At 71.4% G+C, this 25,467-nt stretch carries 22 protein-coding genes and 1 pseudogene; 7 read left to right on the forward strand and 16 right to left on the reverse strand.

Annotation, left to right across the window (positions count from 1 at the left end; all coding sequences use genetic code 11):
• Nucleotides 1–241: 241 nt before the first annotated feature.
• A complete protein-coding gene (locus ABIE67_RS09825) occupies nucleotides 242–1,195 on the forward strand; it encodes an IS481 family transposase (protein WP_370255900.1) in 954 nt (317 codons plus the stop codon).
• Here the strand turns inward: ABIE67_RS09825 and ABIE67_RS09830 are convergent.
• From ABIE67_RS09830 to ABIE67_RS09870, 9 genes are all read right to left on the reverse strand, one after another.
• On the reverse strand, nucleotides 1,192–2,010 hold the full coding sequence (locus tag ABIE67_RS09830) for a TrmH family RNA methyltransferase (protein WP_370255901.1): 819 nt from the start codon (nucleotides 2,008–2,010) through the stop codon (nucleotides 1,192–1,194). The genes ABIE67_RS09825 and ABIE67_RS09830 overlap by 4 nt on opposite strands.
• A gap of 64 nt (nucleotides 2,011–2,074) precedes the next feature.
• Nucleotides 2,075–3,307: a uroporphyrinogen-III C-methyltransferase gene (gene cobA / locus ABIE67_RS09835; protein ID WP_370255902.1), complete on the reverse strand. Its 1,233-nt coding sequence runs from the start codon at nucleotides 3,305–3,307 to the stop codon at nucleotides 2,075–2,077.
• 141 nt (nucleotides 3,308–3,448) lie between these two features.
• On the reverse strand, nucleotides 3,449–7,633 hold the full coding sequence (cobT, locus tag ABIE67_RS09840; RefSeq protein ID WP_370255903.1) for a nicotinate-nucleotide--dimethylbenzimidazole phosphoribosyltransferase: 4,185 nt from the start codon (nucleotides 7,631–7,633) through the stop codon (nucleotides 3,449–3,451).
• Between the two features lie 368 nt (nucleotides 7,634–8,001).
• Nucleotides 8,002–9,213 (reverse strand): precorrin-6y C5,15-methyltransferase (decarboxylating) subunit CbiE, encoded by a 1,212-nt coding sequence (gene cbiE / locus ABIE67_RS09845; protein ID WP_370255904.1) that lies wholly within the window; start codon nucleotides 9,211–9,213, stop codon nucleotides 8,002–8,004.
• 117 nt (nucleotides 9,214–9,330) lie between these two features.
• Nucleotides 9,331–9,969 carry a GNAT family N-acetyltransferase gene (locus ABIE67_RS09850; RefSeq protein WP_370255905.1) on the reverse strand — a complete coding sequence of 213 codons (639 nt, stop codon included), beginning with the start codon at nucleotides 9,967–9,969 and terminating at the stop codon, nucleotides 9,331–9,333.
• A gap of 142 nt (nucleotides 9,970–10,111) precedes the next feature.
• Complete coding sequence (locus ABIE67_RS09855) at nucleotides 10,112–10,945, reverse strand: MetQ/NlpA family ABC transporter substrate-binding protein (protein ID WP_370255906.1); 834 nt, start codon at nucleotides 10,943–10,945, stop codon at nucleotides 10,112–10,114.
• Nucleotides 10,946–11,019: 74 nt separating this feature from the next.
• On the reverse strand, nucleotides 11,020–11,745 hold the full coding sequence (locus ABIE67_RS09860) for a methionine ABC transporter permease (protein ID WP_370255907.1): 726 nt from the start codon (nucleotides 11,743–11,745) through the stop codon (nucleotides 11,020–11,022).
• Nucleotides 11,742–12,791, reverse strand: coding sequence for a methionine ABC transporter ATP-binding protein (locus ABIE67_RS09865; RefSeq protein ID WP_370255908.1), 1,050 nt, complete (start codon nucleotides 12,789–12,791; stop codon nucleotides 11,742–11,744). The genes ABIE67_RS09860 and ABIE67_RS09865 overlap by 4 nt, the downstream gene beginning before the upstream one ends.
• 387 nt (nucleotides 12,792–13,178) lie before the next feature.
• Complete coding sequence (locus tag ABIE67_RS09870; protein WP_370255909.1) at nucleotides 13,179–13,829, reverse strand: HAD family hydrolase; 651 nt, start codon at nucleotides 13,827–13,829, stop codon at nucleotides 13,179–13,181.
• Nucleotides 13,830–13,905: 76 nt separating this feature from the next.
• On the opposite strand from ABIE67_RS09870, the gene ABIE67_RS09875 reads away from it, so the two are divergent.
• Both ABIE67_RS09875 and ABIE67_RS09880 read left to right on the forward strand, forming a co-directional pair.
• Nucleotides 13,906–14,265 carry a hypothetical protein gene (locus ABIE67_RS09875; protein ID WP_370255910.1) on the forward strand — a complete coding sequence of 120 codons (360 nt, stop codon included), beginning with the start codon at nucleotides 13,906–13,908 and terminating at the stop codon, nucleotides 14,263–14,265.
• Complete coding sequence (locus ABIE67_RS09880) at nucleotides 14,246–14,695, forward strand: hypothetical protein (RefSeq protein WP_370255911.1); 450 nt, start codon at nucleotides 14,246–14,248, stop codon at nucleotides 14,693–14,695. The genes ABIE67_RS09875 and ABIE67_RS09880 overlap by 20 nt, the downstream gene beginning before the upstream one ends.
• Nucleotides 14,696–14,746: 51 nt before the next feature.
• Here ABIE67_RS09880 and ABIE67_RS09885 read toward each other — a convergent pair whose 3' ends face one another.
• The 3 genes from ABIE67_RS09885 to ABIE67_RS09895 form a co-directional block, all read right to left on the reverse strand.
• The gene (locus tag ABIE67_RS09885; RefSeq protein ID WP_370268405.1) at nucleotides 14,747–15,244 is read right to left on the reverse strand and encodes a GNAT family N-acetyltransferase; all 498 of its coding nucleotides are present in this window, start codon (nucleotides 15,242–15,244) and stop codon (nucleotides 14,747–14,749) included.
• Between the two features lie 45 nt (nucleotides 15,245–15,289).
• Nucleotides 15,290–15,799 (reverse strand): RNA polymerase sigma factor, encoded by a 510-nt coding sequence (locus tag ABIE67_RS09890; protein WP_370255912.1) that lies wholly within the window; start codon nucleotides 15,797–15,799, stop codon nucleotides 15,290–15,292.
• Between the two features lie 74 nt (nucleotides 15,800–15,873).
• On the reverse strand, nucleotides 15,874–17,043 hold the full coding sequence (locus ABIE67_RS09895) for a glycerophosphodiester phosphodiesterase (RefSeq protein ID WP_370255913.1): 1,170 nt from the start codon (nucleotides 17,041–17,043) through the stop codon (nucleotides 15,874–15,876).
• 380 nt (nucleotides 17,044–17,423) lie between these two features.
• Here ABIE67_RS09895 and ABIE67_RS09900 point away from each other — a divergent pair, with 380 nt between their 5' ends.
• Complete coding sequence (locus ABIE67_RS09900; RefSeq protein ID WP_370255914.1) at nucleotides 17,424–18,098, forward strand: lysophospholipid acyltransferase family protein; 675 nt, start codon at nucleotides 17,424–17,426, stop codon at nucleotides 18,096–18,098.
• 315 nt (nucleotides 18,099–18,413) lie between these two features.
• On the opposite strand, the gene ABIE67_RS09905 is transcribed toward ABIE67_RS09900, so the two are convergent.
• The 4 genes from ABIE67_RS09905 to argH form a co-directional block, all read right to left on the reverse strand.
• A complete protein-coding gene (locus ABIE67_RS09905) occupies nucleotides 18,414–19,940 on the reverse strand; it encodes an MFS transporter (protein WP_370255916.1) in 1,527 nt (508 codons plus the stop codon).
• Nucleotides 19,937–20,488 carry a TetR/AcrR family transcriptional regulator gene (locus tag ABIE67_RS09910; RefSeq protein ID WP_370255917.1) on the reverse strand — a complete coding sequence of 184 codons (552 nt, stop codon included), beginning with the start codon at nucleotides 20,486–20,488 and terminating at the stop codon, nucleotides 19,937–19,939. The genes ABIE67_RS09905 and ABIE67_RS09910 overlap by 4 nt, the downstream gene beginning before the upstream one ends.
• A gap of 135 nt (nucleotides 20,489–20,623) precedes the next feature.
• Entirely contained in the window at nucleotides 20,624–21,595 is a 972-nt protein-coding gene (locus ABIE67_RS09915; protein WP_370255918.1) for an aldo/keto reductase, read from the reverse strand.
• A gap of 194 nt (nucleotides 21,596–21,789) precedes the next feature.
• Nucleotides 21,790–23,223: an argininosuccinate lyase gene (gene argH, locus ABIE67_RS09920; RefSeq protein WP_370255919.1), complete on the reverse strand. Its 1,434-nt coding sequence runs from the start codon at nucleotides 23,221–23,223 to the stop codon at nucleotides 21,790–21,792.
• Between the two features lie 276 nt (nucleotides 23,224–23,499).
• On the opposite strand from argH, the pseudogene ABIE67_RS09925 reads away from it, so the two are divergent.
• From ABIE67_RS09925 to ABIE67_RS09935, 3 genes and pseudogenes are all read left to right on the forward strand, one after another.
• Nucleotides 23,500–23,949 (forward strand): annotated as a pseudogene (locus ABIE67_RS09925) (hypothetical protein); the annotation flags it as partial.
• Nucleotides 23,950–24,071: 122 nt separating this feature from the next.
• Nucleotides 24,072–24,656 carry a pyridoxamine 5'-phosphate oxidase family protein gene (locus ABIE67_RS09930; protein ID WP_370255921.1) on the forward strand — a complete coding sequence of 195 codons (585 nt, stop codon included), beginning with the start codon at nucleotides 24,072–24,074 and terminating at the stop codon, nucleotides 24,654–24,656.
• 3 nt (nucleotides 24,657–24,659) lie between these two features.
• The gene (locus tag ABIE67_RS09935) at nucleotides 24,660–25,361 is read left to right on the forward strand and encodes a L,D-transpeptidase (protein ID WP_370255922.1); all 702 of its coding nucleotides are present in this window, start codon (nucleotides 24,660–24,662) and stop codon (nucleotides 25,359–25,361) included.
• Nucleotides 25,362–25,467 lie beyond the last annotated feature (106 nt).

The following is a 25,467-nucleotide window of genomic DNA, read 5'->3' on the forward strand; positions in this document are numbered from 1 at the left end:
TGATCGGCTGCCAGCAGCCGGGGCGCGCGACGGCGGGGCCGCGTCGGATGGCGAGCAGGCGGTCGGCGCGGAGCCGGACCGCGACGATCGCCTCGCGCCGCGCCGTCGCCGTACGGCCTAGGTGTGCTGTCCGGGGACGTTGGTGACAGGCGACACGCCTTGGCTGGTCCTTGAACGGGGCGAGGGCCTCTGGGTTCGGTGTGGATTGCGAGATCTACAACCGACTGCCAGGAGGCCCTCGTTGTCCCACCGTAACGCCCCGCTGACGCCGACCGGCAGGCTGCGTCTGGCCCGGTGTGTCGTCGAGGACGGCTGGCCGCTGCGACGGGCCGCGGAACGCTTCCAGGTCAGCCACACCACCGCCGCCCGCTGGGCAGGCCGCTACCGCCGGCACGGAGCAGCGGGCCTGCACGACCGCTCCAGCCGCCCTCATCACAGCCCACGCAAGGCGCCGGCCGCGGTGGAACGACAGGTCGTCCGGCTCAGGCGCGAGCACCACATCGGCCCCGTCCGGCTGGCCGCCCGATGCGGCATCGCCGCCTCCACCGCCCACCGCATCCTCGTCCGGCACGGCCTGCCCGTCCTGGCCGCCACCGACCGGGCCACCGGCGAACCCGTCCGCCGCTACGAACGCAGCCGGCTCGGCGAACTGGTCCACATCGACGTCAAGAAGCTCGGCCGCATCCCCGACGGCGGCGGCCACAAGGTCCTCGGCCGCGCCGACGGCCGCCGCAACAAGACCGGCACCGGATACGCCTACCTCCACACCGCCCTGGACCACCACTCCCGCCTGGCCTACACCGAAGACCTGCCCGACGAGAAGGCCGCCACCTGCGCCGGTTTCCTCCAGCGAGCGGTCGCCTGGTTCGCGGCACGCGGCGTCACCGTCGAGCGGGTCCTGACCGACAATGCCTGGGCCTACACCAAGAACACCTGGCGCCAGACCTGCCACGACCTGGGCATCAGCCCCCGCTGGACGCGTCCCTGGCGGCCACAGACCAACGGCAAGGTCGAACGCTTCCACCGCACCCTGCTCGACGAATGGACCTACCACCGGCCCTACACCTCAGACGCCGAACGCCAGGCAGCGTTTCCCGACTGGCTGGACTGGTACAACTACCACCGACCCCACACCGGCATCAGCGGCCAAACACCAGCCAGCCGCGTCACCAACCTCTCCGGACAGCACACCTAGATCCGGGGACGGCCGGTGGCCACCGCGTAGAAGGCGACCGCGGCCGCCGCGCCGACGTTGAGGGAGTCGACGCCGTGGGCCATCGGGATGCGGACCCATTCGTCGGCGGCCACCAGGGCCTGGGTGGACAGGCCGTCGCCCTCGGCGCCGAGCATCAGGGCGACCCGGTCCATCCGGTGCGGGGCGGTCTCGTCGAGGGTCTTGGCCTTCTCGTCGGGGGTGAGCGCGAGGAGCGTGAAGCCCGCCTCGCGCACCGACTCCAGGCCCTTGGGCCAGGTGTCCAGGCGGGCGTACGGCACGGAGAAGACCGCGCCCATGGAGACCTTGACGCTGCGGCGGTACAGGGGGTCCGCGCAGTCCGGGGAGAGCAGGACCGCGTCCATGCCGAGGGCGGCGGCCGAGCGGAAGATGGCACCGATGTTGGTGTGGTCGTTGACCGACTCCATGACCACCACCCGGCGGGCGGCCCGCAGCAGCTCAGTCGCCGTCGGGAGCGGCTTGCGCTGCATCGAGGCGAGCGCGCCGCGGTGCACGTGGTAGCCGGTGACCTGCTCGGCGAGGTCCGGGCTGACCGCGTACACCGGGGCGGGGAGCTCGTCGATGACGTCGCGCATGACGTCGACCCACTTGGCGGAGAGCAGCATCGACCGCATCTCGTAGCCGGCTTCCTTCGCCCGTCTGATGACCTTCTCGCCCTCGGCGATGAACAGGCCCTCGGCCGGTTCGCGCTTGCGGCGCAGGTCGACGTCGGTCAGGCCCGTGTAGTCGTGCAGACGCGGGTCGTTCGGGTCATCGACGGTGATGAGATCGGCCACAGGGTGATACTGCCTTGTCCTGGGTGCGGTGCCAACGGTTCGGTACGGGTTGTGTTACCCGCGGTTACGCGGAGGGGCCGGGGCCTACGGTCACGACCTCGCCGATGACGATGACCGCCGGCGGCTTCACCTCGTGGGCGAGCACCGCCTCGCCGGCCGTGGCGAGCGTCGCATCCACCCGGCGCTGGGCGGCCGTCGTGCCCTCCTGGATCAGGGCGAGGGGCGTGTCCGGGGACTTGCCGTGGGCGATGAGGGTCTCGGCGACCTTCCCGATCGTGGCGACGCCCATGAGGATGACCAGGGTGCCGGTCAGCTTGGCGAGGGACGGCCAGTCGACCAGGGAACGCTCGTCGTCCGGGGCGATATGGCCGCTGACCACGGTGAACTCATGGGCGACACCCCGGTGGGTGACCGGAATCCCGGCGGCGCCCGGGACCGAGATGGAGCTGGAGATGCCGGGCACGACCGTGCACGCGATGCCGGCCTCGGCCAGCGCCTGGACCTCCTCCATGCCGCGCCCGTAGACGAAGGGGTCGCCGCCCTTGAGGCGTACGACGGACTTGCCCTGCTTGGCGTGCTCGATCAGCGCGTTGTTGATGGCCTCCTGGGCCATGAACCGGCCGTAGGGCAGCTTCGCGGCGTCGATGACCTCGACGTTCGGGGGCAGCTCCGTGAGCAGGTCGCGCGGGCCCAGGTGGTCGGTGATGACCACGTCGGCCGCGGCGAGCAGGCGGCGGCCGCGCACGGTGATCAGGTCCGGGTCGCCGGGACCGCCGCCGACCAGCGCGACTCCCGGCGTACGGGTGCGGTGGTGCGGGGCGACGAGGGTGCCGTCGCGCAGGCCCTCGACGACGGCGTCGCGGATCGCGGCGGTGTGGCGGGGGTCGCGGCCCTTGGCGTCGGTGGTGAGGACGGCGACCGTGACCCCCTCGCTGTGGCCCGTCGCCGGGGTCCAGGCGGTGGCCTCGTCGGCGTCGTCGGAGCGCACGCACCACACGCGGTTGCGCTCGGCCTCTGCCGAGGCGCGGGTGTTCGCGTCGTGGTCGCTGGTGGCGATGAGGGCGTACCAGATGTCGGTGAGGTCGCCGTCCGCGTAGGGGCGCCGCTCCCAGGTGAGCTCTCCGGCGTCCGCCATGGCTTCGACCGACGGGGTCACCTCGGGCGAGACGAGCGTGATGTCGGCGCCCGCTGCGATGAGTGCCGGAAGACGGCGCTGGGCGACCTCGCCGCCACCGAGGACGACGACTCGGCGGCCGGTGAGGCGGAGGCCCACGGGGTAGGCGGGGTGTTCGGCCATGAGGGTGCGGCTCCTCGTGCTGGCGGTGCGATGGGTGCTACGGCGCTGGAGCAGCCCTGACGTGCGGATTTTAAACGTGGGCTCAGCGTACGGCGGGGCCGGGGGACGCGCAGGAACGCATACCCCCGGCCCGGCCCGAACTCACTTCTCGGTGACGCCCGCGGAGTCGAACGTCGCCACTTCGTGCATCGCTCTGGCCGTGCTCTGCACCAGCGGCAGCGCGAGCAGCGCGCCCGTGCCCTCGCCGAGGCGGAGGTCGAGGTCGACCAGGGGACGCAGGCCCAGCTTGTTCAGGGCGGCCACATGGCCGGGCTCCGCGCTCCGGTGCCCCGCGATGCAGGCGGCCAGGACCTCGGGGGCGATAGCCCGGGCCACCAGGGCGGCGGCGCCGGCGCTGACGCCGTCCAGGATCACCGGCGTACGCAGCGACGCGCCGCCCAGCAGCAGGCCGACGATCGCGGCGTGTTCGAAGCCGCCGATCGCCGCCAGGACGCCGATGGGGTCGGCCGGGTCGGGCTGGTGGACCTCGATGGCGCGGCGGACGACCTCGGTCTTGCGGGCGAGGGTCTCGTCGTTGATGCCGGTGCCCCGGCCCGTCACCTCGGCGGGGTCGGTGTCCGTGTAGACCGAGATCAGGGCCGCCGACGCGGTCGTGTTGGCGATGCCCATCTCGCCCGTCAGCAGGGCCTTGTTGCCGGCCGCCACCAGGTCGCGGGCCGTCTCGATGCCCACCTCGATGGCCTGCTTGGCCTCCTCGCGGGTCATCGCGGGGCCGGTCGTCATGTCGGACGTGCCCGCGCGGACCTTGCGCGGCAGCAGGCCCGGCGTCGCCGGGAGGTCCGCGGCCACACCGACGTCCACGACACAGACCTCGGCGCCCACCTGGCCGGCGAACGCGTTGCAGACCGCGCCGCCGCCGAGGAAGTTGGCGACCATCTGGGCCGTCACCTCCTGCGGCCAGGGGGTGACGCCCTGGGCGTGCACGCCGTGGTCGCCTGCGAAGATCGCGACGGCCGCGGGCTCGGGGATCGGCGGCGGGCACTGCCGGGACAGCCCGGACAGCTGTGCGGAGATGATCTCCAGCATGCCGAGCGAGCCGGGTGGCTTGGTCATCCGCTTCTGCCGCTCCCAGGCCTCGCCGAGCGCCTTGGCGTCCAGCGGGCGGATCTGGGCGACGGTCTCGGCGAGCAGGTCGTGCGGCTCCTCACCGGGCAGGGCACGGCGGCCGTACGTCTCCTCGTGCACGACCCACGACAGCGGGCGCCGCTTGGACCAGCCGGCCTGCATCAGCTCGGGCTCGTCCGGGAACTCGTCGACGTACCCGACGCACAGGTAGGCGATGACCTCCAGGTGCTCGGGCAGGCCGAGGGCGCGGACCATCTCGCGCTCGTCGAAGAAGCTGACCCAGCCGACGCCGAGGCCCTCCGCGCGGGCGGCGAGCCAGAGGTTCTCCACCGCGAGGGCCGCGGAGTACGGGGCCATCTGCGGCTGGGTGTGCCGGCCGAGGGTGTGGCGGCCGCCGCGGGTGGGGTCGGCGGTGACGACGATGTTCACCGGGGTGTCGAGGATGGCCTCGATCTTCAGTTCCTTGAACTGCTTCGCCCGGCCCTTGGGAAGCGACTTGGCGTACGCCTCGCGCTGGCGCATGGCCAGCTCGTGCATGGTGCGCCGGGTGTCCGCGGAGCGGATGACGACGAAGTCCCAGGGCTGCGAGTGCCCGACGGAGGGCGCCGTGTGGGCGGCCTCCAGGACCCGGAGCAGGACCTCGTGCGGGATGGGGTCGCTGCGGAAGCCGTTGCGGATGTCGCGACGCTCACGCATGACCTTGAGGACGGCCTCGCGTTCGGCGTCGTCGTAGGCGGGCGCGGCCGGGCCGGTGGGCTGTCGTGCCTCTTCCACTGCCGCCGTGCTCTCTTCTTCCGGGGCTGCCGGTCCTTGCGGGTCTTCCTGATCGGCGGCCCGGGTGTCCAGGTCCTCCGCGTTCTGTACGAGTTCTGGGTCGCTGTCGCGGGGTGCGGGGACCGCGGCGACGGAAGCCGCCGGCTCCTCCGCCGGGAGGACGATCGGCTGCGGCGGGGTCGGGGCGAGGTGCGGGGTGGTCGGCACCGATCCCTCGACCGGGACGAACTGACCCAGGGGCTGGTCGGCCGCGGGCTCCTGAGGGATGCCGGCCTCGCCCTGGCCGGACTCCGCGTGCTCGACGGGCAGTTGGACCGCGTCCACGAGAACCTGCACGGGCTGGGCCACGGACCTGAGCTGCGGGCCGGCGGGTTCGGCGACGAACGGCTCCGGGGCGCCGGCGGGCTCGGCCTGGGCCGGTTGCGGGTCGGCGTCCGCCGCGGCGAGTGGCTGGGCGGGCACTGCCGACTCGACGGCGACGTCCGGGGCCTGCTCGGCTTCCGGGATCTCGGCCGGGGCCGCGACCGGGGCTTCCGCCTCGGGCACGGGTGCGCTCGCGTCCGCTGCCTGCGGATCCGGAACGACCTCGGGGAGGGCCTGCGCCTGCTGCGGGTCCTCGGCGGGCTGCGCGACCAGGACGACGGGCTCGCCCTCCTGCTGGGCGGGCGGCTCGGCGTCCGAGGGCTGCGGGGCAGGTTCGGGGGTTACGACGGCGGAGACGGCGTCCGTGGGTTCGGCGACGGCGTCCGTGGGCTGCACGGCCGGCGCGAGCTGCTCGGCATCGGCGGAAGCGGCGGGATCGGCGACCTGCGCCCCTTCCGGTGCGGGCGGGACGGGCGTGGCCTCCGGCATCGGCTGGGGGTCAGCCGGGGCCGGCGCGGGGGTCTCGGGGGCCTGAGCGGCCTCCGGGAACTGGGCGGCCTCCGGGGACTGCGGCACCTCGGGAGCCTGCGGGGCCTCAGGAGCCTGCGGGGTCTCAGGAGTCTGAGGAGCCTCCGGCTCGGTGGGCTCGGCGACCTGCGTGGGAGCCTCCGGCACGGCAGCGTCCAGAACCTGGGCGGCTTCGGGGGCGGGGGCACCCGGGATCGCCTCGGCTTCAGGGGCCGGGGCACCGAGGTCCGCCTCGGCTTCAGCGGCGGGCGCATCGGGAAGCAGCGCGGCCTCAGGCGCAGGGGCCACAGGAGGCTGCGCGGCCTCGGGGACGGACGCCTCAGGAAGCTGCGCGGCCTCGGGGACGGACGCCTCAGGAAGCTGCGCGGCCTCGGGAACGGAAGTCTCAGCAGCGGTGCCTTCGAAGGTCTGGCCGACCTCGGCCTCGGGTGCCTCGGAAACCTGGCCGGCGTCAGCAGCGGCGTCGGGAACCTGAGCGACTTCAGCGGCCTGAGCGACTTCAGGGGCCTGAGCGGCTTCGGGGACCTGAGCGGCTTCAGATGCGGACCCCTCGGGATCCTGGCCGACCACCTCGACCGCCGGGGCCTCGGCGACCTGCGCGGCTCCCCCCACGGGGACCTCGACCGCCTCACCGGCGGCCAAGTCCCCCGAAGCCTGGCCGGGCTCAGCGTCCTGACCGTCCTCCGGTCCGTCGACAACTCCGGCAACCTGCGCGGCGCCCGGGTCGGTCTCGCTCACCGGAGCTTCCTCGGCAGGCGTACCGCCCGCAACGTCAGCCACCGCGCTCTCACCGGCATCCGCGGCAGCCACGGCCGCGGCGACCTCGTCGGCCTCGGGCGCAGGAACCGCGGCGGACACGACGGACGGCTCCTGACCGCCGTACACACCCTCCTGCGGGGCGGGCACACCGGCCTCGCCGCCCTGTGCGGCACCATGCGCGGTGCCGGCCTCCGGGGCCACCACCGCCTGTGCAACGCCCACCGGCTGTCCGGCCGGGACAACCGTTTCGGCAGCCGACGCCTCGACGGTCACCGGCGCCGGGGCCGGTGCGGGGGCGCCCCAGGGCGCCGGCTGCGGGACGTCGAGGTACTCGGGGCCGGCGGGGACCTGACCGGGCTGACGGACCGGTGCGCCGACGGCGCCGCGGTCGGCGAGGGAGCGGACCGGACTGGCGGAGGCGTCGGGAATGGGCGGGCCGAGGTGCAGGGGGCGCCGGGGAGTGATCGGCGGAATCGGCGCGGTGGGGGCCGACGGACCCGGCAGGCGGACGGCGCTGAGGTCGACCGAACCGCTGTCGCGGCCGGAGATCTCGTGCGCGTCCGGCTGGTGCACGGCCTCGACGAGCGGTTCCGGCGCGGGCGGGGCGACCTCGTTGCCCCAGGCGCCGTGCGAGCCGGGCAGCAGCAGGTCTTCGTCCTCGGCGGTGCTCTCGGAGAGGTAGGTGTACGAACCGTGCGCCGCGGAGGCGCCCGGCTGCTCCACCATGCCTGCGCTCTCCGGCAGTCCCTCGCCCGGGACCTGGCCGGTGTCGGTCATGCGTACCCCTCGCCCATCGGTTAGTGCTTCTACGACCAGCTCACCGGGAACGGCGCACCGACCGCCCCCGCAGTGAAGAACGAGCGTGCCTGCCCAGCGGCACGAACGACCCGCCCAAAAAAGGCGACAAAGCCATTGAGTGGCATTGTCGTGGCCATTCGGCCGTCGCGACAGGCTGATCCGCGACAGGCCGCTGTGGACTGCGCCACGTTGCGCGTCCTCCGGTTCCGCCGTACCACACCCACCCCAAACGGGGCGTGTTTTTCCGGACATTGACCGACGAAGTGCCGGGCGACCGAGTGCGGTACAACGATCGGCCAGCCTACCGCGCGCGGTACGACAACAGGATCACGGGGACGGTTACCCGGTCACGCGGTGCGGTCGGGCAATACCCCGCTGAGCAGGAACGCGACACTGCGCTCCCGCTCCGTCCAGGCCCGCGTGTCGAGTTCGACGGACTGCAGGAGGGCGCACTCGACGTCGTAGCCGTGCGCGCTGAGGTCGCGTCCGACGATTTCGGCGGCGTCACGGGTCGCGGCATGCGTGACGATGCGCTGCGGACGCCGGTCGGCGACGGCCGAGACGACCGTCGCTCCCCCGCCGCCGATGCGTACGACGTCCGGTTCGGGGAGGTTCTCCAGCGCGTGCGGGGCCGTGCCGTGGACGGTCTGCAGCTGGACGCCGAAGCCGCGTGCGTTGGCCTCGGTGCGGGCGCAGGCCTGCGGGTCGCGGTCGACGGCGATGACGGCGGCGCCGGCCCGGGCCGCCTCGACGGAGAAGGCGCCGCTGCCGCAGCCGATGTCCCACACGAGGTCGCCGACGCGCGGGCCCAGCCGGGTGAGTTGGGCGGCGCGGAGCGGTTCGAGTTCGCCTTCGCCCATGAGACCGCCGTAGGACTCGGCGGGCAGGGTCCAGCCGCGCGGTCCGGCGCCCGGGTCGCGGCCGGCGATCCATCCGCCGCCCTCCGCCGCGGCCACCTTGCCGCCGATGACGATGACGACGTTCGGGTCCCGCCAGGTGTAGTCGGCGGCCTTGTCGGAGGTGACGACGGTGACACCCTCGCGTTCGCTGCCGAGCGCCTCGCAGATGACGAAGGTGCGGTGCACGCCCTCCAGGAGCAGGCCGAGTTCGGCGGGTCCGGCGCCCGGTGAGGTGAGGACGGCGACCTTGGTGTGGGCGCGGCACACATTCACCGCGCGTCGCAGGGTGCGCCGGTGTGCGACGACCACCTGGGCGTCGTCCCAGGGCATGCCGGCCCGGGCGAAGGCGGCGGCGACCGAGGACACGGCGGGGACGACCTCGACCTCCAGGCCGAACTCGGGTGCGCGCAGGGTCCGTACGACTCCGAAGAACCCAGGGTCGCCGTCGGCGAGCACCACCGCGGTGCCGCGGTGGCCGGCGATCCGGCGGGCGGCGAGGGCGACGCTGCCGAGGCGGATGCGCTCGGCGGCGGGCGGCACCTCGGGGAGGGCCAAGTGGTGGGCGGCACCGGCCACGAGCGTGGCGGCACCGAGGGCGGAGCGTGCCGCGGCGGTCAGCGGCGAGCCGTCCCAGCCGATCACCGTGACGCGGTCGGCCATCGTCGTCAGTCTCCAGGGTTCGCGCAGGTCGTCGTCGGGCAGCCCGAGGGGCAGGCTCCGTGAGCGTACCTGTTCGGCGGGTCGGCGCCGCCGGTGCCCGGGGGTTCTCGGTTCCCGTCAGTTCCAGTCGCCGAACGAGGTGAAGCCGCCGGTGTCGGCCAGTTGCTCCCCGGCGCCGTCGAGGTCCTCCGGGAGGAGGCTCCACACGATGAAGTCGGTGCGTACGTCGGTCCAGGTGCCGTCCTCCGTGCGCACGTGCGCTATGCAGGCGTTGCGCAGGACGCCCTCGCTGATACAGCCGATCTTCTGGGCGACCTGCTGGGAGGCGGTGTTGTCGGCGGCCGTGCGCAGCTCGATGCGCTCGAACTTCTGGTCGCCGAGGAGCCACTGCGCGGTGGCGAGCGCCGCCTCGGAGGCGTAGCCCTCGCCGCGCGCCCAGGGGGCGATGATGTACGACATCTCGGTGGACCGGACATGCCAGTTGGTCTTGGCGAGCTGGACGATGCCGACCAGGCGCTGGGTGAGGAACTCGGTGACGGCGAGGTCGAGCCCGCGGCCGGCCTCCCGCTCGGTGGGCGCGTACCCGGTGATCCAGGTGCGGGCCCGGTCCTCGGTGTAGGGCTGGGGGACGTCGGTCCAGGCGCCGACCTGCTCGTCGTTCATCATCTCGGCCAGTGCGGGCACGTCGTCCTCATCGAGGGGACGCAGCACCAACCGCTCCGTGCTGATGGAGATGTTGGGGAAGGTGCTAGTCATGCGCCGCTCCGTAACCTTCGGAAAACCTTCAGGGCCTGCTGAACTGCCCAGCATGCAGCATGAAAGCACTCGGATGCACCACGGGGTCCACACCAAGTGATGGAGTGGACCCCGTGCGTGGCGATACGCCGTATACGCGCCGTCAGAAGGCGGCGACGACCGCTCCGTCGTACTTGTCCTCGATGAACTTCTTCACCTCGGGCGAGGTGAGCAGCTTCGCCAGCTTCCGCACGCGCGGGTCGTCCTCGTCGCCCTTCTTCACCGCGAGGAAGTTGCCGTACGGGTTGTCCTCGGGCGACTCGGCGGCGATGGCGTCCTTCGCCGGGCTGAGGTCGGCCTCCAGCGCGTAGTTGCCGTTGATGACGGCGGCGTCGACGTCCCCGAGGGAGCGCGGCAGCTGGGCCGCCTCGAGCTCCTTGAACTGGAGGTTCCTGGGGTTGGAGGCGACGTCCTTGGGGGTCGCGTCGTAGCCGACGCCCGCCTTCAGCTTGATGACGCCGTTGGCTTCGAGGAGCTTCAGGGCGCGGGCCTCGTTGGTGGTGTCGTTCGGCAGGGCGACCGTGGCGCCCTTCTTGAGGTCCGTGAGCTTCTTGACGCCCTGGGAGTACACGCCGAGCGGCTCCAGGTGCACCGTGGCGTTCGGGACGGCCACGATGTCGGTGCCGTTCTTCTTGTTGAAGTCGTCCAGGTACGGCTGGTGCTGGAAGTAGTTGGCGTCGACCTCACCCTGCTGGACGGCCGTGTTCGGCGTCACGTAGTCGGTGAACTCCTTGACCTCGAGGTCGAGGCCGGCCTTCTTCGCGAGGTTGTCCTTGACGTAGGTGAGGATCTCGCCCTGCGGGGTCGGCGTGGCGGCGACCTTCAGCGGGGCGTTCGCGTCGGAACCGGAGTCCTTGTCCGAGCCGCACGCGGTGAGCCCGAGGGTGAGGGCTCCGGCGGCGAGGACGGCAGTGGTGAACTTGGCGGTGTTACGCACGAAAAGTGCCTTTCCTTATGGGTGGTGCGACCCCGACTTGGGTGTGCGGGGAGTTCTGGGGGGGGGAGCTGGACCTAGACGGTCTTGCTCGTCGCCGTGGACGCCTTCAGCAGCCGCAGCTTCGGCGCCGGGCCCGATGTGCCGCCCCGCCGGTGCAGGGAGCGGGCCGCGTAGTCGCCGGCGAACTGGATGAGGGAGATGACGACGGCGAGGATCGCGACGGTGAGCCACATCAGCTCGGTCTCGAAGCGCTGGTAGCCGTAGCGGATGGCGATGTCGCCGAGGCCGCCCGCGCCGACCGTGCCGGCCATGGCGGAGTAGCCGATGAGGGCGACGATCGTGGTCGTGGTGCTGGCGATGACGGACGGCAGGGACTCGGGTACGAGGACCTTGCGGACGACGGTCCAGGTGTTGCCGCCCATCGACTGCACGGCCTCCACGAGCCCGCCGTCCACTTCCCGGACAGCCGTCTCGACAAGGCGGGCGAAGAACGGGATCGCGCCGATCGCGAGCGGCACGATGGCGGCCTCGCGGCCGATGGTCGTGCCGGTGACCCAGCGTGTGAAGCTCATCAGCGCGACCATCAGGATGATGAACGGCATCGAGCGGGCGACGTTCACGATCTGCCCGATGACCTTGTTCGCGAGGACGTTCTGGAGCAGGCCGCCCCGGTCGGTGAGGACGAGGAGGATGCCCAGCGGAAGGCCGCCGACGACCGCGATGAGGGTGGACCAGCCGACCATGTAGAGGGTGTCCCAACACGCCTGCTCCAGCAGGGGCTGCATCTCGGACCAGGTCACTTGGCACCTTCCTTCACCAGCGCGGAGACGGACTCCCGGGCCTCTTGGCCGACGACGTCGATCTGCAGGCCCTGTTCACGCAGGAAGCCGATCGGCACGACGTTGTCCTCGTAGCGGCCGGGCAGTTCGATGCGCATACGGCCGACCTGGAGGCCGCCGACGGTGTCGATGGCGGCGCCGAGGATCGAGATGTCGATGTTGTAGGTGCGGGAGAGCTGGGAGATGACCGGCTGGGTGGCCGCCTCGCCCTGGAAGGTCACGTCGACGACGGTGCGGTCGTCGGCGGAGGCCTCGCCGCCGACCGGGAAGAGCGCGGAGGCCAGTTCGGAGCCGGGCGTCGCGAGCAGTTCGCTGACCGTGCCGGACTCGACGACGCGGCCGTTCTCCATGAGCGCGGCGGAGTCGCAGATCGACTTCACGACGTCCATCTCGTGGGTGATGAGCAGGACGGTCAGACCGAGCTGCCGGTTCAGGTCGCGCAGCAGCTGGAGGATGGAGCGGGTGGTCTCCGGGTCGAGGGCGCTGGTGGCCTCGTCGGACAGCAGCACCTTGGGGTCGCCGGCCAGGGCGCGGGCGATGCCGACGCGCTGCTTCTGACCGCCGGAGAGCTGGGCGGGGTAGGCCTTGGCCTTGTCGGCGAGGCCGACGAGGTCGAGCAGCTCGAGCGCCTTGCGGGAGCGCTCCTTGCCGGACTTGCCGAGGATTTCGAGCGGCAGCTCGACGTTGTCCTGGACCGTCCGGGAGGACAGCAGGTTGAAGTGCTGGAAGACCATGCCGATACGGCTGCGCGCCTGGCGGAGTTCCTTGCCCGCGCGCGGTCCGCGGCCGGCCAGGGCCGTGAGGTCCTGGCCGGCGACGGTCGCGGTGCCGGCGGTGGGGCGCTCCAGCAGGTTGACGCAGCGGATGAGGGAGGACTTGCCGGCGCCGGACTGGCCGATGACGCCGTAGACCTCTCCTTCGCGGACATGCAGATCGACGCCGTCGAGGGCGGTGACCTCGCGGCCGCGTGAGCGGTAGACCTTGGTCAGGCCCGTTGTGGTGATCACTGGGGGTTTCCGTCACTGTCGAGTGCGCGGCACCTCGTGGGCGCCGGGCACGTGGCGTTCATGGTCGAAGGCAGCCAGAACGCAGCACGGTTCTCGCAAGCGCGGGTGGAACCGGAGTGGAGAATCGTGTGCGCGGGGCGCGGCTCAGTCACCTACGCGGGGCGTACGGGCGGACATGAGCGGGCTCTCGCTTCGGGGCGCGAGGCTCAGCGGTGGTGCGGGGGCCCTCTAGAAGGCGCACATTCGACACATACAACGAGCACCGGGCGTCAGGGTCGCCTCGGTCGCAAGGGTGCGGCAGCTCGTCGTGGTCATGCGATCAGTAAACCAGACCTACGGTCCTTACCGGCCGCCGCTGTCCACATGGCGGACATCGGCGGACAGCGCTCAGCCGCGTACGGAGATCTCGATCCCGGCGTCCGTGACCAGGGCGGACAGGGCCGACAGGTCCCGCGCCACAAGGTCGGCGTCGAGCTCATGGGCCTGGTGGGTTGTGGTGAACGCCACGGTGGTCATCCCGGCGGCGCGACCGGCCTGGAGACCTGCGGGGGCGTCCTCGAAGACGACGCAGTGCGCCGGGTCGACGCCGAGCTGCCGTGCGGCGAGGAGGTAGGGCTCGGGGTCGGGCTTGCCGCGTGTGATGTCGTCGGCGGCGATCAGCGTCTTGGGCAGGATGCCGACGGCGTCGAGGCGGGCCTCGGCGAGCCGCCGGGTGGCGGAGGTGACGACGGCCCAGCGGTCGGCGGGCAGCGAGTCGAGGAAGTCCTTGGTGCCGGGGAGGAGATGGACGCCGCCGTTCGGCACGTCCTCCACCTCCAGCGTCTCGATCCGGGCGAGGGCCTCGGGCACGACGTGGGCGGGCAGCAGGTCGGCGGCTATCTCCACGGCCGGCCGCCCGTGCAGCTCGATCCGCCCGAACTCCTCGGCCGTGATCCCGTACTCGCCGGCCCACCGGGCCCAGCAGCGGTCCACGGAGTCGAGGGAGGAGACGAGGGTGCCGTCGTTGTCGAAGAGGAGGGCGCGTGCGTGGAACTTCATGGTCTGGACCCTACGGGGCCCGCTGACCTCCGGGGTCGGCGGCATCAGGCCTTTTGGGCCGTAATAGGCTCGCCGCATGTTTGATGCCCTGACGCTGGTGACCGGGGTCGCCGCGCTGCTGCTCGCCGCGTGGTGCGGGTGGGCGGCGTACCGTGATCAGCCGACCAAGGACTGGCACTTCATCGGGATGGCCGTGGTGACGGTGCTGGCCCTGGTGCAGCTGGTGGTCGGCATCGTGCTGCTGGCGCGGGGCGAGCAGCCGGAGCAGGGCACGACGATCTTCGTGGCGTATCTGCTGGGCTCGTTCGCGTGCATTCCGGCCGCGGGCTTCATGTCGCTGGCCGAGCGGTCCAAGTGGGGTTCGGTGACGGTCGCCGCCGGCGGTGTGGTGCTGGCCGTGCTGGAGGTGCGGCTCTATGACATCTGGGGAGGCTGAGGTGGCCGTGACGGAGGACAGGCCCACCAGGAAGCGGCTGATCAGCGGTCCCGGGATTCTGCTGGTGTGGCTGTACGGCGTGATGGTGGTCGGGGCCGTGTCTCGATCGGCGTACCAGATCGCGACGGAGTTCGACCGGGCGCCGCTCGCCTATGCGCTGTCGGCGGTGGCGGGGCTCGTGTACGGGTTCATCACGTACACGCTGGTGCGGGGCGGGGAGACGGCCCGCAAGGCCGCGCGGGTCTGCTGCGCGGCCGAGTTGGCGGGCGTGCTGACCGTGGGCACGTGGACCATGGTCGAGCCGTCGGCGTTCCCCGATGCGACCGTGTGGTCGGACTTCGGCATGGGGTACGTCTTCATTCCGGTGCTTTTGCCGCTGTCCGCGCTGTATTGGCTGCGGAAGCGTGCGCCTCACGGGGATGCCGCCTGAGGGTGTCAGGCGGCTGCGGCTCGTCCGTGGTCGATCGCGCGGTTCCCCGCGTCAGGCTGTTGTCGCGTAATTCCCGGCCGGCTTCTCCAGGACGATCATCGGGACGCCGTCGGCGCCCTTCGACGTGCCCACCGCCTCGTAACCCACCTTGCGGTACAGGCGGAGGTTGCCCTCGCTGCGTTGGCCCGTTTCCAGGCGGAACCGCTTGGCGCCGCGCTGCTCGGTGAGGGCCGTTTCGGCGGCGCGCAGCAGCCTCGCGCCGATGCCGTGGCCCTGGAGGCGGGGGTGGACGCAGAGCTTGCCGATGGCGGCGGCGCCGTCCGCGGTGACGCTGCCGCGGACCGAGCCGACGACCTCCTCGCCGAGCCGTGCCACGAAGACGCAGTCCGCGGCGACCTCGGCCCGGACCGAGTCCAGGGTTTGGACGAGCGGGTCGATGCGGTAGTTGCCGTACAGCGCCGCTTCGCTCTGGAAGCACAGGTACTGCAGCCTGAAGATCTGCTCCGCGTCCTGCTCGGTCGCCGCAGAGATGGTCACGCTCATGCCCATGTGCGCACGCCTCCCGCTCACCTGATCACCTGTCGTCCCCCACTCCTATCCCCGCGCTTCGCGGACCGCAACCTCCGATGTGAGCAATCGGCGCAGACATCCCAGGCATCTGGAACGTTCCGGGCCGAGACTCCCCTGTGAGATACCCAACTCCCCCGCGATTTCCCGGTATGTCGGGCCCTGCGGGGAGAGCAGGGCCTCGACGAGACGGGGGCAGCGGCCGGGGAGGCGGCGGACCGCTTCGCGCAGGGCGCGGCGGCGGGCGGCCGCGAGGGCGAGGTGTTCCGGGTCGTGGCCGTCCCGGTCGGCGGCGGGTTCGTGCTCGTACGGCTGCTCACGGCGGGTCGTACGGCGGCTTCGGCGGGCCTCGGAGCGCACGGCCCGGCGCAGCCAGCCCGGTGGGTCCGGGGGCGGGCCGTCCGAGTCGAGGCGTTCCAGGAGGCGGAGCCAGACCGCCTGTTCCAGGTCGCCCGGCTCGGATCCGGAGGCCTGTGCCTCGGCGGAGGCCTCCGCGAGGAGCAGGGGGCGCAGGGCGGCAACCAGGTCGTGCGTCATATGCGGCACGACGCGGCCGCCCGGGCAGGGGGTTGCCCGGGCGGCCGACAGTCACCCCAACCGGGGCGCGGGTCTCAGCTGTTGACGAAGTCCTCGCGGGCCAGCAGCCCCGTGTCGGGGTTGTCGGTGAAGACACCGTCGATGCCGGTGGCGAAGTACGTCCGGTAGGCGCCGAAGACATCGCCGTAGGCGTCCGCGTCGGTGCCCTTGCGGAAGTTCGTGGGGAGGAAGGGGTTCTCGTTGCGCATCGTGTAGGGGTGCAGGATCAGGCCGACCTTGTGCGCGTCGCTCACCAACGTCGTGGGGGTGGTGAGGTTGCCGCCCGCGTCCTTCGGGATGACGAGGTCCAGGGTGGGGCCGATGCCCTGGGCGTAGGAGGCGATCTCCCTGAGGCCGGCCGGCTTGATCAGGTCCGCGACCGTACGCGGGTCACCCGTCTCGACGAAGTCCCAGGGGCGGCTGGTCGCGCCGGAGAGCAGGACCACCAGCGGGTTGTCGACCAGCTTGTTCAGGCGCTGGATGCTGGTCGGCTCGAAGGACTGGAGGATGACCGGCGAGTTCCGCCGGTCCTTGCGGTGCTTGTGCAGCACCTTGGCGACCCGCTCCTCCAGGGCCAGGCCCTGCTTGCGGAAGTAGGTGGGGTGCTTGAGCTCGGGGTAGATCCAGACCTGCTTGCCGCGCCCCCGGGTCTGCTCGTCCTGCCACTTCAGGACCTCTTCGAAGGTGGGGATCTCCCAGCGGCCGTTGTAGAGGGTGTTGTGCGGGCGGTTGGCCGGGATGCGCTCGGTCGCGCGCAGGGTCTTCAGCTCGGCGAGCGTGAAGTCCTCCGTGAACCAGCCGGTGGTGGAGACGCCGTCGAGGGACTTCGTCTTCTTCCGGTCGGCGAACTCGGGATGGTCCGCGACATCGGTCGTACCGCCGATCTCCGGCTCGTGCCGGCAGACGAGGTGGCCGTCCTTGGTGGGCACCAGGTCGCCCGCCTCGACGATGTCGGCGCCCATGTCCAGGGCCAGCTGGTAGGAGCCGAGGGTGTGCTCGGGCCGGTAGCCGCTGGCGCCGCGGTGGCCGATGATCGTCGGCTTGGGCAGGCTCTTCAGCCCGCCGCCACCGCCGCCGCGCCGGGCCTCGGCCGCTCTCGCCGTACCGGACAGCCCGAGGACCGCTCCGCCCGCGCCGAGCACGGCCGCCCCGAGAAGCATCCGCCGTCCGGTTACGCCCGCCTGCTCGTTCTCCTGGGTTCCCATGTGGGCCCTCCCTGGCCGTCCGCTCATTCAGTGCGCGCCGATCGTAGGTGCGCGTGCGTGACGGATGGGAGACCTGCGGCGGAACTCGCGGGTGACGCTGAATGTCGTACCGGAACGATGAGGTGACGGTCCGTCGGAATGGGTGCGGCGGTGCGGGGGACCCGTCCGGGGTGTCCTCGGGGCGATGTCCGTCACATCATGGCGGGCCGGTTACGCGCCTTCCACGACGCGCCACCGCAGGTAAACGTACGTCAACAGTGCGTAAGGCCTCGGTGAAGTCGGCCCACCCGATGTGCGGGAGCCCGGGAACCGCGAGTATCGTCCTCACCTGCACAGACTTATACAGATCCCTCGCCATCCCCTTGACCCCGGAGGGCCCGTTGTCCCGCTTCGCGCTCATCAAGGCAGTGCTCGGACCGATCATGCGCCTGATGTTCCGCCCACAGGTGGAGGGCGCGGAGCACATTCCGGGCGACGGTCCGGTCATCCTGGCCGGCAACCACCTCACGTTCATCGACTCGATGATCCTGCCGCTGGTCTGCGACCGTCAGGTCTTCTTCATCGGCAAGGACGAGTACGTCACCGGCAAGGGCCTCAAGGGCCGCCTGATGGCCTGGTTCTTCACCGGGGTCGGCATGATCCCGGTCGACCGGGACGGCGGCAAGGGCGGGGTAGCGGCGCTGATGACCGGCCGTCGCATCCTGGAGGAGGGCCGGGTCTTCGGCATCTACCCCGAGGGCACGCGGTCTCCCGACGGACGGCTGTACCGGGGGCGTACGGGCATCGCGCGGCTGACGCTGATGACCGGCGCGCCGGTCGTGCCGTTCGCCATGATCGGCACGGACAAGATCCAGCCGGGCGGCGCGGGCATGCCGCGGCCGAGCAAGGTGACGGTGCGCTTCGGTGAGGCCATGGAGTTCTCCCGGTACGAGGGGATGGACCGCGACCGTTACGTCCTGCGGGCCGTGACCGACTCCGTGATGGCGGAGGTCATGCAGCTGTCCGGCCAGGAGTACGTGGACATGTACGCCACGAAGGCCAAGGAAGCGGCGTAGCTCCGCTGGTTGGGCCGGGGGGGTTGTAGGGAGTGCGGGTTCACTTCGGGTGCGGGTGCGTCGTGGCTTGTAGCGCCCACGCGGCGGAGCCGCACATCGATACAGCCCCGCGCCCCTGAGGGGTAGCCCGGCGGGTCAGCCGGCCCCAGCGTGGGCCTTCGTTGTTGTCGCCTGGCCCGCCCGCGTGGCGGAGCCGCAGATCGGATGCCGCCCGGCCCACCCGCAGTTGGTTGCCCTGCGAGCGGACCGGGCGGAGCTGTCGGCCTTTCCTGTCCGGTGGCGGGGTCGCGTTCCGTCAGTGGCCCCGCGCGGTTCTCAGGCCGTGTTCTCCAGCCGTTGGCCGCGGAGGAGGAACCAGGCCGCCACCGACGCCGCGAGCAGTACGGCCGCTCCCGCTCCCGCCGCCAGGGCGAGGCCGTCGACGAAGGAGCTCCGGGCCGCGTCCAGCATCGCCTCGGACGTCTGCGCCGGCGTCCCCGCCGCCGCTTCCACCGCGCCGCCGAGCGACTCGTGGGCCTCCGTCGGAGTGCCCGCCGGACCGGTGAAGTCCCGGTAGACGCCGGTCACGATCGAGCCGAGCACCGCGATGCCCAGGGCCGCGCCCAGTTCGTACGCCGTCTCCGACACCGCCGACGCCGCGCCCGCCTGTTCCTTCGGCACGCTGGAGAGGATCACGTCGGAGGTCACCGTGAAGGAGAAGCCCGCGCCGACGCCGACCACCAGGAGGGCGGCACCGAGCAGGGGGTAACCCGTCGTGCGGTCGATCACCGTGAGCGCGGCGAGGGCGAGACCGATGGCCGCGAGGCCGCCGGAGACCACGGCCCGTACCGAGTAGCGACGGGCCACCCGACCGGCGATGAGACCGGCCACCACCGCGCCGATCGCGGCGGGCAGTTCGGCCAGACCCGCCTCGAGCGGGCCCCTGCCCTGCACGAGTTGCAGGAACTGGGAGAGGAAGAAGACCAGGCCGGACAGGCCGAGGATGGTCAGCAGGTCGGCCAGGACCGCGCCGCTGAACCCGCGGTGGCGGAACAGCCGCATGTCCAGCAGCGGGGACGGCAACGTGAGCTGGCGGCGTACGAAGGCGTACAGCGCGCCCGCGCCGGCCAGGCCCGCGGCGAGCGTGGCCCAGGTGAAGCCGTGTGCGGCCGCTTCCTTGACGGCGTACACGACACCGATCATGCCGACGAGGGAGAGGGCGACGCTGATCATGTCCCAGGGGCCGGGGCTGGGGTTGCGCGACTCGGGCAGCAGCTTGATGCCGACGAGGACGAGGACCACCATCACGGGCAGGTTGATCAGGAAGACCGAGCCCCACCAGAAGTGTTCGAGCAGGAAGCCACCGGCGATCGGGCCGACGGCCGTACCGGCGGAGGCGGTGGCGCCCCAGATGCCGATGGCGAGGCTGCGTTCGCGCGGGTCGTGGAAGAGGTTGCGGATCAGGGCGAGCGTGGCGGGCATCAGGGTGGCGCCCGCGACACCGAGCAGCGCCCGGGCGACGATCATCATCTCCGGTGTCGTCGCGTACGCGTTGAGGACGGATATCGCGCCGAACGCAGTGGCGCCGACGAGCAGGATCCGCTTACGGCCGATGCGGTCGCCGAGGCTGCCCATCGAGACCAGCAGACCGGCGATCACGAAGGAGTAGACGTCGCCTATCCACAGGAGCTGGGTGCCGGAGGGCGCCAGGTCCTCGCTGATGTAGGGGGTCGCGAGACCGAGGACGGTCGCGTCGACGGCCACCAGCAGCACGGCGAGTACGAGGACGGACAGCGCGAGCCAACGGCCGGGACGCCTGGTCACCGCCTCGCTCGTCGTCGCCGGCCGCAGGGTGCTGGTCATGATTCCTCTCTTCTGAGTGCGCCGCCGAGCAACAGCTCGACGATCATGTGGGTGAAGTCGTTGCGGGCGACGCGGCCCTCCGCGACCGCCCAGGCCGCCGAGCCGAGCAGGCCGTAGAGCGCCTCGGTGAGCCAGGCCGGGGTGAGGTCGATACGGAACTCACCGCTCTGCTGGCCGCGCCGGAACAGCGCGGCGACCCGGTCGTCGATGCGTGTCCAGCCGGCGTTCTGCTGCTCGCCCTCGAACAGCTGGTTCTCGGTGTAGAGGAACGCGAGCAGTCCGGCCGAGGGCTCGATCTCGCGGACCAGTCGGTGCACGGCGTCACGCGCCGGCCCTTCGTCCAGGCGGGCGGCGTCCAGCGCGGCCTCGCACTCCGCGATCCCGAGCGACTCCAGCGCCCGGACGAGCGCGTCGCGCCCGGCGAAATGCCGGTGCAGGGTGGCGCGGCTGATCCCGGCCGTCTTGGCGACCTCGTCCATGGTCGCCGTGGATTTGCGGGTCAGCAGGGCGGCGGCGGCGCGCAGCACGTGGTCTCGATCAACGGCCATGAGACGAGAGTAGCGCATGTGAGACATCCATGTCTCATCATGGGCATGCGTGACTCATGGCCGCTGATCAACGTGATCAAACGGGATCAACAGCTGCCGATCAAGGGTCGTAGGGCAGCTCAGCGGCAGGTCAGCTCAGTGCCAGGGCAGCTGCCCGCGCCGCTCCCAGTAAGCGCCCGGCTCCTCCACGAGCCCGGCCAGCCGCTCCAACTGCTCGTCGTCGAGGTCGACGACCGCCGCGTGCAGGTTCGACCCGAGCTGTACGGTCGTCGCGGCGCCGGAGAGGACCACGCCGGCCCAGGGCTGCCGCAGGATCAATGCGAGGGCGACGGCGTCGCAGCCCAGAGACGTCTCTTCGGCCACCGTCTTCAGCGCATCCGGCGCGTACGGGTCCGCGAGCCGTCCGTTGGCCATGCCCTCCTTGACGATCACCGTGAGCCCGGCGTCGTGCGCCTCGGCGAGGGCGGGGCCGGCCGAGGTCTCCAGGGCGTTGTACGTCGACTGGACGGTACGGAAGAGGGGCTCGCCGTCGACCGTCACGGCGAGGGCGGCGCGGATGGCGTCGGCCTGGGCGGGGCCACTGGTGGAGAAGCCGACGGTGAGGCCGGCGGCCGCCGCTTCGGCCAGCCGCGCGTGGAGGTCCTTGTCGGTGAGGGCGGGGCTGTCCGGGGTCACCGAGTGGATCTGGTAGAGGTCGAGATGGTCGCCGAGGAGTTCGTCGGACTCTGCGCGCTGACGCTCGTACGTCTGGAGACTGTGGTCCTTGACCTCGTGCTTGTCGGCGTCGGTCGTCCAGTCCGCGGTGTAGGTGTAGCCCCACTTGCTGCCCACGACGATGTCGTCGAATGCGGGGCGGGCGTTGAGCCAGTCGGCGAGGAACTCCTCCGAGCGGCCATAGGAGCGGGCGACGTCGAAGTAGCGGACGCCCTGGGCGTAGGCCGCGTCGAGGAGTTCGTGGGTGCGGGTGCGCAGCGTTTCGACGCTGCGGTTCTCTCCGAGGTCTTCGTCTCGGCCGAGGTTGATGTAGCCGGGGCGGCCGACTGCGGCGAGCCCGAGTCCGATGTGGCAGGTCGGGGTCGTGGCTGTTGCCAGTCGGGCGAAGGGCATCGCGGGCTCCGTTCGGTCGGCTCCGGTACCGGATTCCGATCAACGTACCCCGCGACGACCTTCGCAATCGGAGCTCGGTTCGTGCGGCGGTTCGGCGAGTGCGGGCTCGTCGTGGCTTGTCGCGCCCACACGGCGGAGCCGCACATCGCTACAGCCCCGCGCCCCTTGGGGCGCGGGAATCGGCGGCGTCGGAATCAGCTCTGCCGCTTGGCGTTCGCCCAGGCGTGTTGCCGCGCCACGTCCTGCTTCACCTCGGCCAGTTGAACCGCCACCGCACTCGGTGCCGTCCCGCCCCGGCCGTTGCGGGAGGCGAGAGCACCCGGCACATTGAGGACCGTCCGCACCTCCGGCGTCAGCTGGGCGGAGATCTTCGCGAACTGTTCGTCCGTCAGGCCGTCCAGTTCCTTGCCCTCGGCCTCGGCGACCTTCACGCACTCACCGGCGACCTCGTGGGCGACACGGAAGGGGACGCCCTGCTTGACCAGCCACTCGGCGATGTCGGTGGCGAGGGAGAAGCCGGCCGGGGCCAGCTCCTCCATGCGCTCGCGGTTGACGGTGAGGGTGGCCATCATGCCGGTGAAGGCGGGGAGCAGGACCTCGAGTTGGTCGCAGGAGTCGAAGACCGGCTCCTTGTCCTCCTGGAGGTCGCGGTTGTACGCCAGCGGAAGGGCCTTGAGCGTGGCCATGAGGCCCGTCAGGTTGCCGATCAGGCGGCCGCTCTTGCCGCGCGCCAGCTCCGCGATGTCCGGGTTCTTCTTCTGCGGCATGATCGACGAGCCGGTGGAGAACGCGTCGTGCAGGGTCACGAAGGAGAACTCCTTCGTGTTCCAGATGATGACCTCCTCGGCGATCCGGGAGAGGTTCACCCCGATCATGGCGGTGATGAAGGCGAACTCGGCGACGAAGTCACGGGACGCCGTGCCGTCGATCGAGTTGGCGGCGGACCCGTGCTCGAAGCCGAGGTCCTTCGCCACCGCCTCCGGGTCCAGACCGAGGGAGGAGCCGGCCAGGGCGCCCGAGCCGTACGGCGAGACCGCCGTCCGCTCGTCCCACTGACGCAGCCGCTCGGCGTCCCGGGAGAGGGACTGCACGTGGGCCAGGACGTGATGGGCGAAGAGCACCGGCTGGGCGTGCTGGAGGTGGGTGCGGCCGGGCATCGCCACGTCCGGGTGGGCCTCCGCGAGGCCGATCAGGGCGTCCTGGAGGTCGGCGATGAGGCCGCCGATGACACGGGCGTGGTCCCGCAGGTACATCCGGAAGAGGGTGGCGACCTGGTCGTTGCGGGAGCGGCCGGCGCGCAGCTTGCCGCCGAGATCGGCGCCGAGGCGCTCCAGCAGGCCGCGCTCCAGGGCGGTGTGCACGTCCTCGTCGGCGATCGTGCCCACGAACTCGCCCGAGGCCACGTCCGCTTCCAGCTGGTCGAGCCCCCCGATCATCCGGGTCAGCTCGTCCTCCGTCAGGAGCCCCGCCTTGTGCAGCACGCGCGCGTGGGCGCGCGAACCGGCGATGTCGTACGGGGCCAGCCGCCAGTCGAAGTGGACGGATGCGGACAGCTTGGCCAGGGCCTCGGCGGGACCGTCGGCGAAACGGCCGCCCCAGAGCCGGACGTCACCGTTGTTGCTGCTCACGTGCTGCGCTCCTCGGGAGGGTCTGGATGTGGCACCGCCTCCCCGTGGCGTGAACGGGGAGGCGGTCGTCAGGCTAGTGCGCGCTGACCACACATTCACCTGCATGAGTATGCAGAGCTATGCATGATTCGTCAATTTGGGTCGAGGGTGGCAGGAAATTCGAGCGCCCTTTGAACGCGGGAAACCGCTTACCCGTACCTCTCGCCGAACGCAGGCGCCGCGTTCGCATCAGACGACACGCAAGACAACACCCCCGAACCCGAGTGAGGCATCCGCATGTCCAGGGCTCTTCCGAAGTACAACAAGCGTCGCGTCGCGTTCATCGGCGGCGCCGCCGCGGTGGCGCTGTCCGGCACGGTCATCGCCGGTTTCGCCCTCGCCGGGGAGACGGCATCGTCTTCGAAGAGCGCCGGTACGAACGCCCGGACACTGGCCGGGCCCGGCACCATCTCGTGCCCGGACGTGACCGGCCAGCTGCCCGCGATCCCGGCCTCCGCACAGGCCGAGGTCGACCGCAACCTCGCCCAGCTCCAGACCCAGATCGACGAAGCCAACCAGCGCCTCGTCGACACCGTCGGCCAGGGCGGCCCCAACTTCGTCCAGAACGCCATCCTCGGCCCCCTGGAGGACAAGCGCGTCGCCGCCCTCAACCGCATCGAGACCGCCATCGGCCGCGCGGCCGAGAAGCCCGAGGGGCTGGAGGCCTTCGCCACCTGCACGCTCAACCAGTGACGTGACAGGCAGCCATGGCCGCCCCGTTGGCACGCCGGCCGGGGCGGCCATGGTGACGCCGAATGGACCGCACAATTCCTTAGACAAGCGAACGATCCACGTCCATACTCGGTGACGTGGGAAAAACTTATGAACGCATAGACGGCAGACTCCGCACGTTCATCGAGGAGCAGCCCCTCTTCTTCACTGCGACCGCGCCCCTGTCCGGCGAAGGAACGGTCAACCTCTCTCCCAAGGGCCTCAAGGGCTCCTTCGTGATCCTCGACGAACTGACCCTGGCCTACCTCGACTTCGCCGGCTCCAACGCCGAGACGGTCGCGCATCTGCGGGAGAACGGCCGGATCACCCTCATGTGGTGCGCCTTCCAGGGCCCGCCCAACATCGTCCGTGTGCACGGCCGCGGTGAGGCCGTCTTCCGTGACGACCCACGCTTCGAGGAACTGCTCGGGCACTTTCCCGACATCGACCCCTCCCTCCACGGCCTGCGCGCGATCATCGTGGTGCGGGCCGATGTCATTCGCGACTCCTGCGGCTACGCGGTCCCCCTCATGACGTACGACGAGGACCGCGACCTGCACGCCAGGCGGTTCGCGCGCGAGGACGACGACTCGCTGAGCGCGTACTTCGCCAAGAGGCAGATCGCGACCAGCCTGGACGGCCTACCCGGGGTGCCGTTGCCGCTCCCCCCGTCTAGCGTCTGAGCCATGCGCCCCGGTGTCGTCGCCCTCGCGTCCGCGTCCCTCCTCGCGCTCGGCACCGCGCCCGGCGCCCGGACCCAGCCGCCGCTGCCCGCACGCATGGCCGACACCGGGGGCGGCACCCAGCTGATCACCGCCGTGGCGCCGGAGAAGGGCTCGACGTCGGGCACGGTCACCTGGTGGGACCGCGTAGGCGGCAAATGGGTGAAGGCCGGTTCGGCACCGGCCCGCTTCGGTGCGAACGGACTCGTCGAAGGGACCCGCCGCAAGCAGGGCACGAACACGACGCCGACGGGGCTGTACGGGCTGCCGTACGCCTTCGGTATCAAGGCCGCACCGCGCGGCACGGCGTACAAGTACCGCCGTGTCCACCGCGATTCCTGGTGGTGCCAGGACAACGACTCCCGCGCCTACAACCGCTGGACCGAGCCCTTGGCGCGCGACTGCCGGGCCGCCGAGTCCGAGCACCTGATCTCCTACGGCTCGCTCTACGCGTACGCGCTCGTCATCGGATTCAACTACGAGCGTCCGGTGCGGGGGCGGGGCGCCGGGATCTTCCTTCATGTGAAGGGGCGTGGGGCGACGGCCGGTTGTGTGTCGGTCGGCGAGGGGGCGATGAAGCGGATCCTGGGGTGGGCCGAGCCGGGGCGGAGGCCGCACATCGCGATCGGGACGGCGAACGGGCGCACGGCGATCACCCGGTACTGATCGCTGATCGACCACTGGGCCGTCACAACTGAACACACGGACCTCCCCGCACGTATCTCAGGGCCAAGGGACCACGCCCATCACGCATCCCCTTGCTCCCGTCCCC

This window comes from Streptomyces sp. V4I8 (genome assembly GCF_041261225.1).
GTDB lineage: Bacteria > Actinomycetota > Actinomycetes > Streptomycetales > Streptomycetaceae > Streptomyces.

What these genes read in the sequence shown, in the direction of transcription:
- ABIE67_RS09875 (WP_370255910.1), top strand. Translation starts at nt 13,906, where the DNA reads ATGTTTGATGCCCTGACGCTGGTGACCGGGGTCGCCGCGCTGCTGCTC.
- ABIE67_RS09895 (WP_370255913.1), bottom strand. Translation starts at nt 17,043, where the DNA reads ATGGGAACCCAGGAGAACGAGCAGGCGGGCGTAACCGGACGGCGGATG.
- ABIE67_RS09905 (WP_370255916.1), bottom strand. Translation starts at nt 19,940, where the DNA reads ATGACCAGCACCCTGCGGCCGGCGACGACGAGCGAGGCGGTGACCAGG.
- ABIE67_RS09910 (WP_370255917.1), bottom strand. Translation starts at nt 20,488, where the DNA reads ATGGCCGTTGATCGAGACCACGTGCTGCGCGCCGCCGCCGCCCTGCTG.
- ABIE67_RS09850 (WP_370255905.1), bottom strand. Translation starts at nt 9,969, where the DNA reads ATGACTAGCACCTTCCCCAACATCTCCATCAGCACGGAGCGGTTGGTG.
- cobA (WP_370255902.1), bottom strand. Translation starts at nt 3,307, where the DNA reads ATGGCCGAACACCCCGCCTACCCCGTGGGCCTCCGCCTCACCGGCCGC.
- ABIE67_RS09880 (WP_370255911.1), top strand. Translation starts at nt 14,246, where the DNA reads ATGACATCTGGGGAGGCTGAGGTGGCCGTGACGGAGGACAGGCCCACC.
- ABIE67_RS09935 (WP_370255922.1), top strand. Translation starts at nt 24,660, where the DNA reads ATGCGCCCCGGTGTCGTCGCCCTCGCGTCCGCGTCCCTCCTCGCGCTC.
- ABIE67_RS09915 (WP_370255918.1), bottom strand. Translation starts at nt 21,595, where the DNA reads ATGCCCTTCGCCCGACTGGCAACAGCCACGACCCCGACCTGCCACATC.
- cbiE (WP_370255904.1), bottom strand. Translation starts at nt 9,213, where the DNA reads ATGGCCGACCGCGTCACGGTGATCGGCTGGGACGGCTCGCCGCTGACC.
- ABIE67_RS09890 (WP_370255912.1), bottom strand. Translation starts at nt 15,799, where the DNA reads ATGACGCACGACCTGGTTGCCGCCCTGCGCCCCCTGCTCCTCGCGGAG.
- cobT (WP_370255903.1), bottom strand. Translation starts at nt 7,633, where the DNA reads ATGACCGACACCGGCCAGGTCCCGGGCGAGGGACTGCCGGAGAGCGCA.
- ABIE67_RS09885 (WP_370268405.1), bottom strand. Translation starts at nt 15,244, where the DNA reads ATGGGCATGAGCGTGACCATCTCTGCGGCGACCGAGCAGGACGCGGAG.
- ABIE67_RS09870 (WP_370255909.1), bottom strand. Translation starts at nt 13,829, where the DNA reads ATGAAGTTCCACGCACGCGCCCTCCTCTTCGACAACGACGGCACCCTC.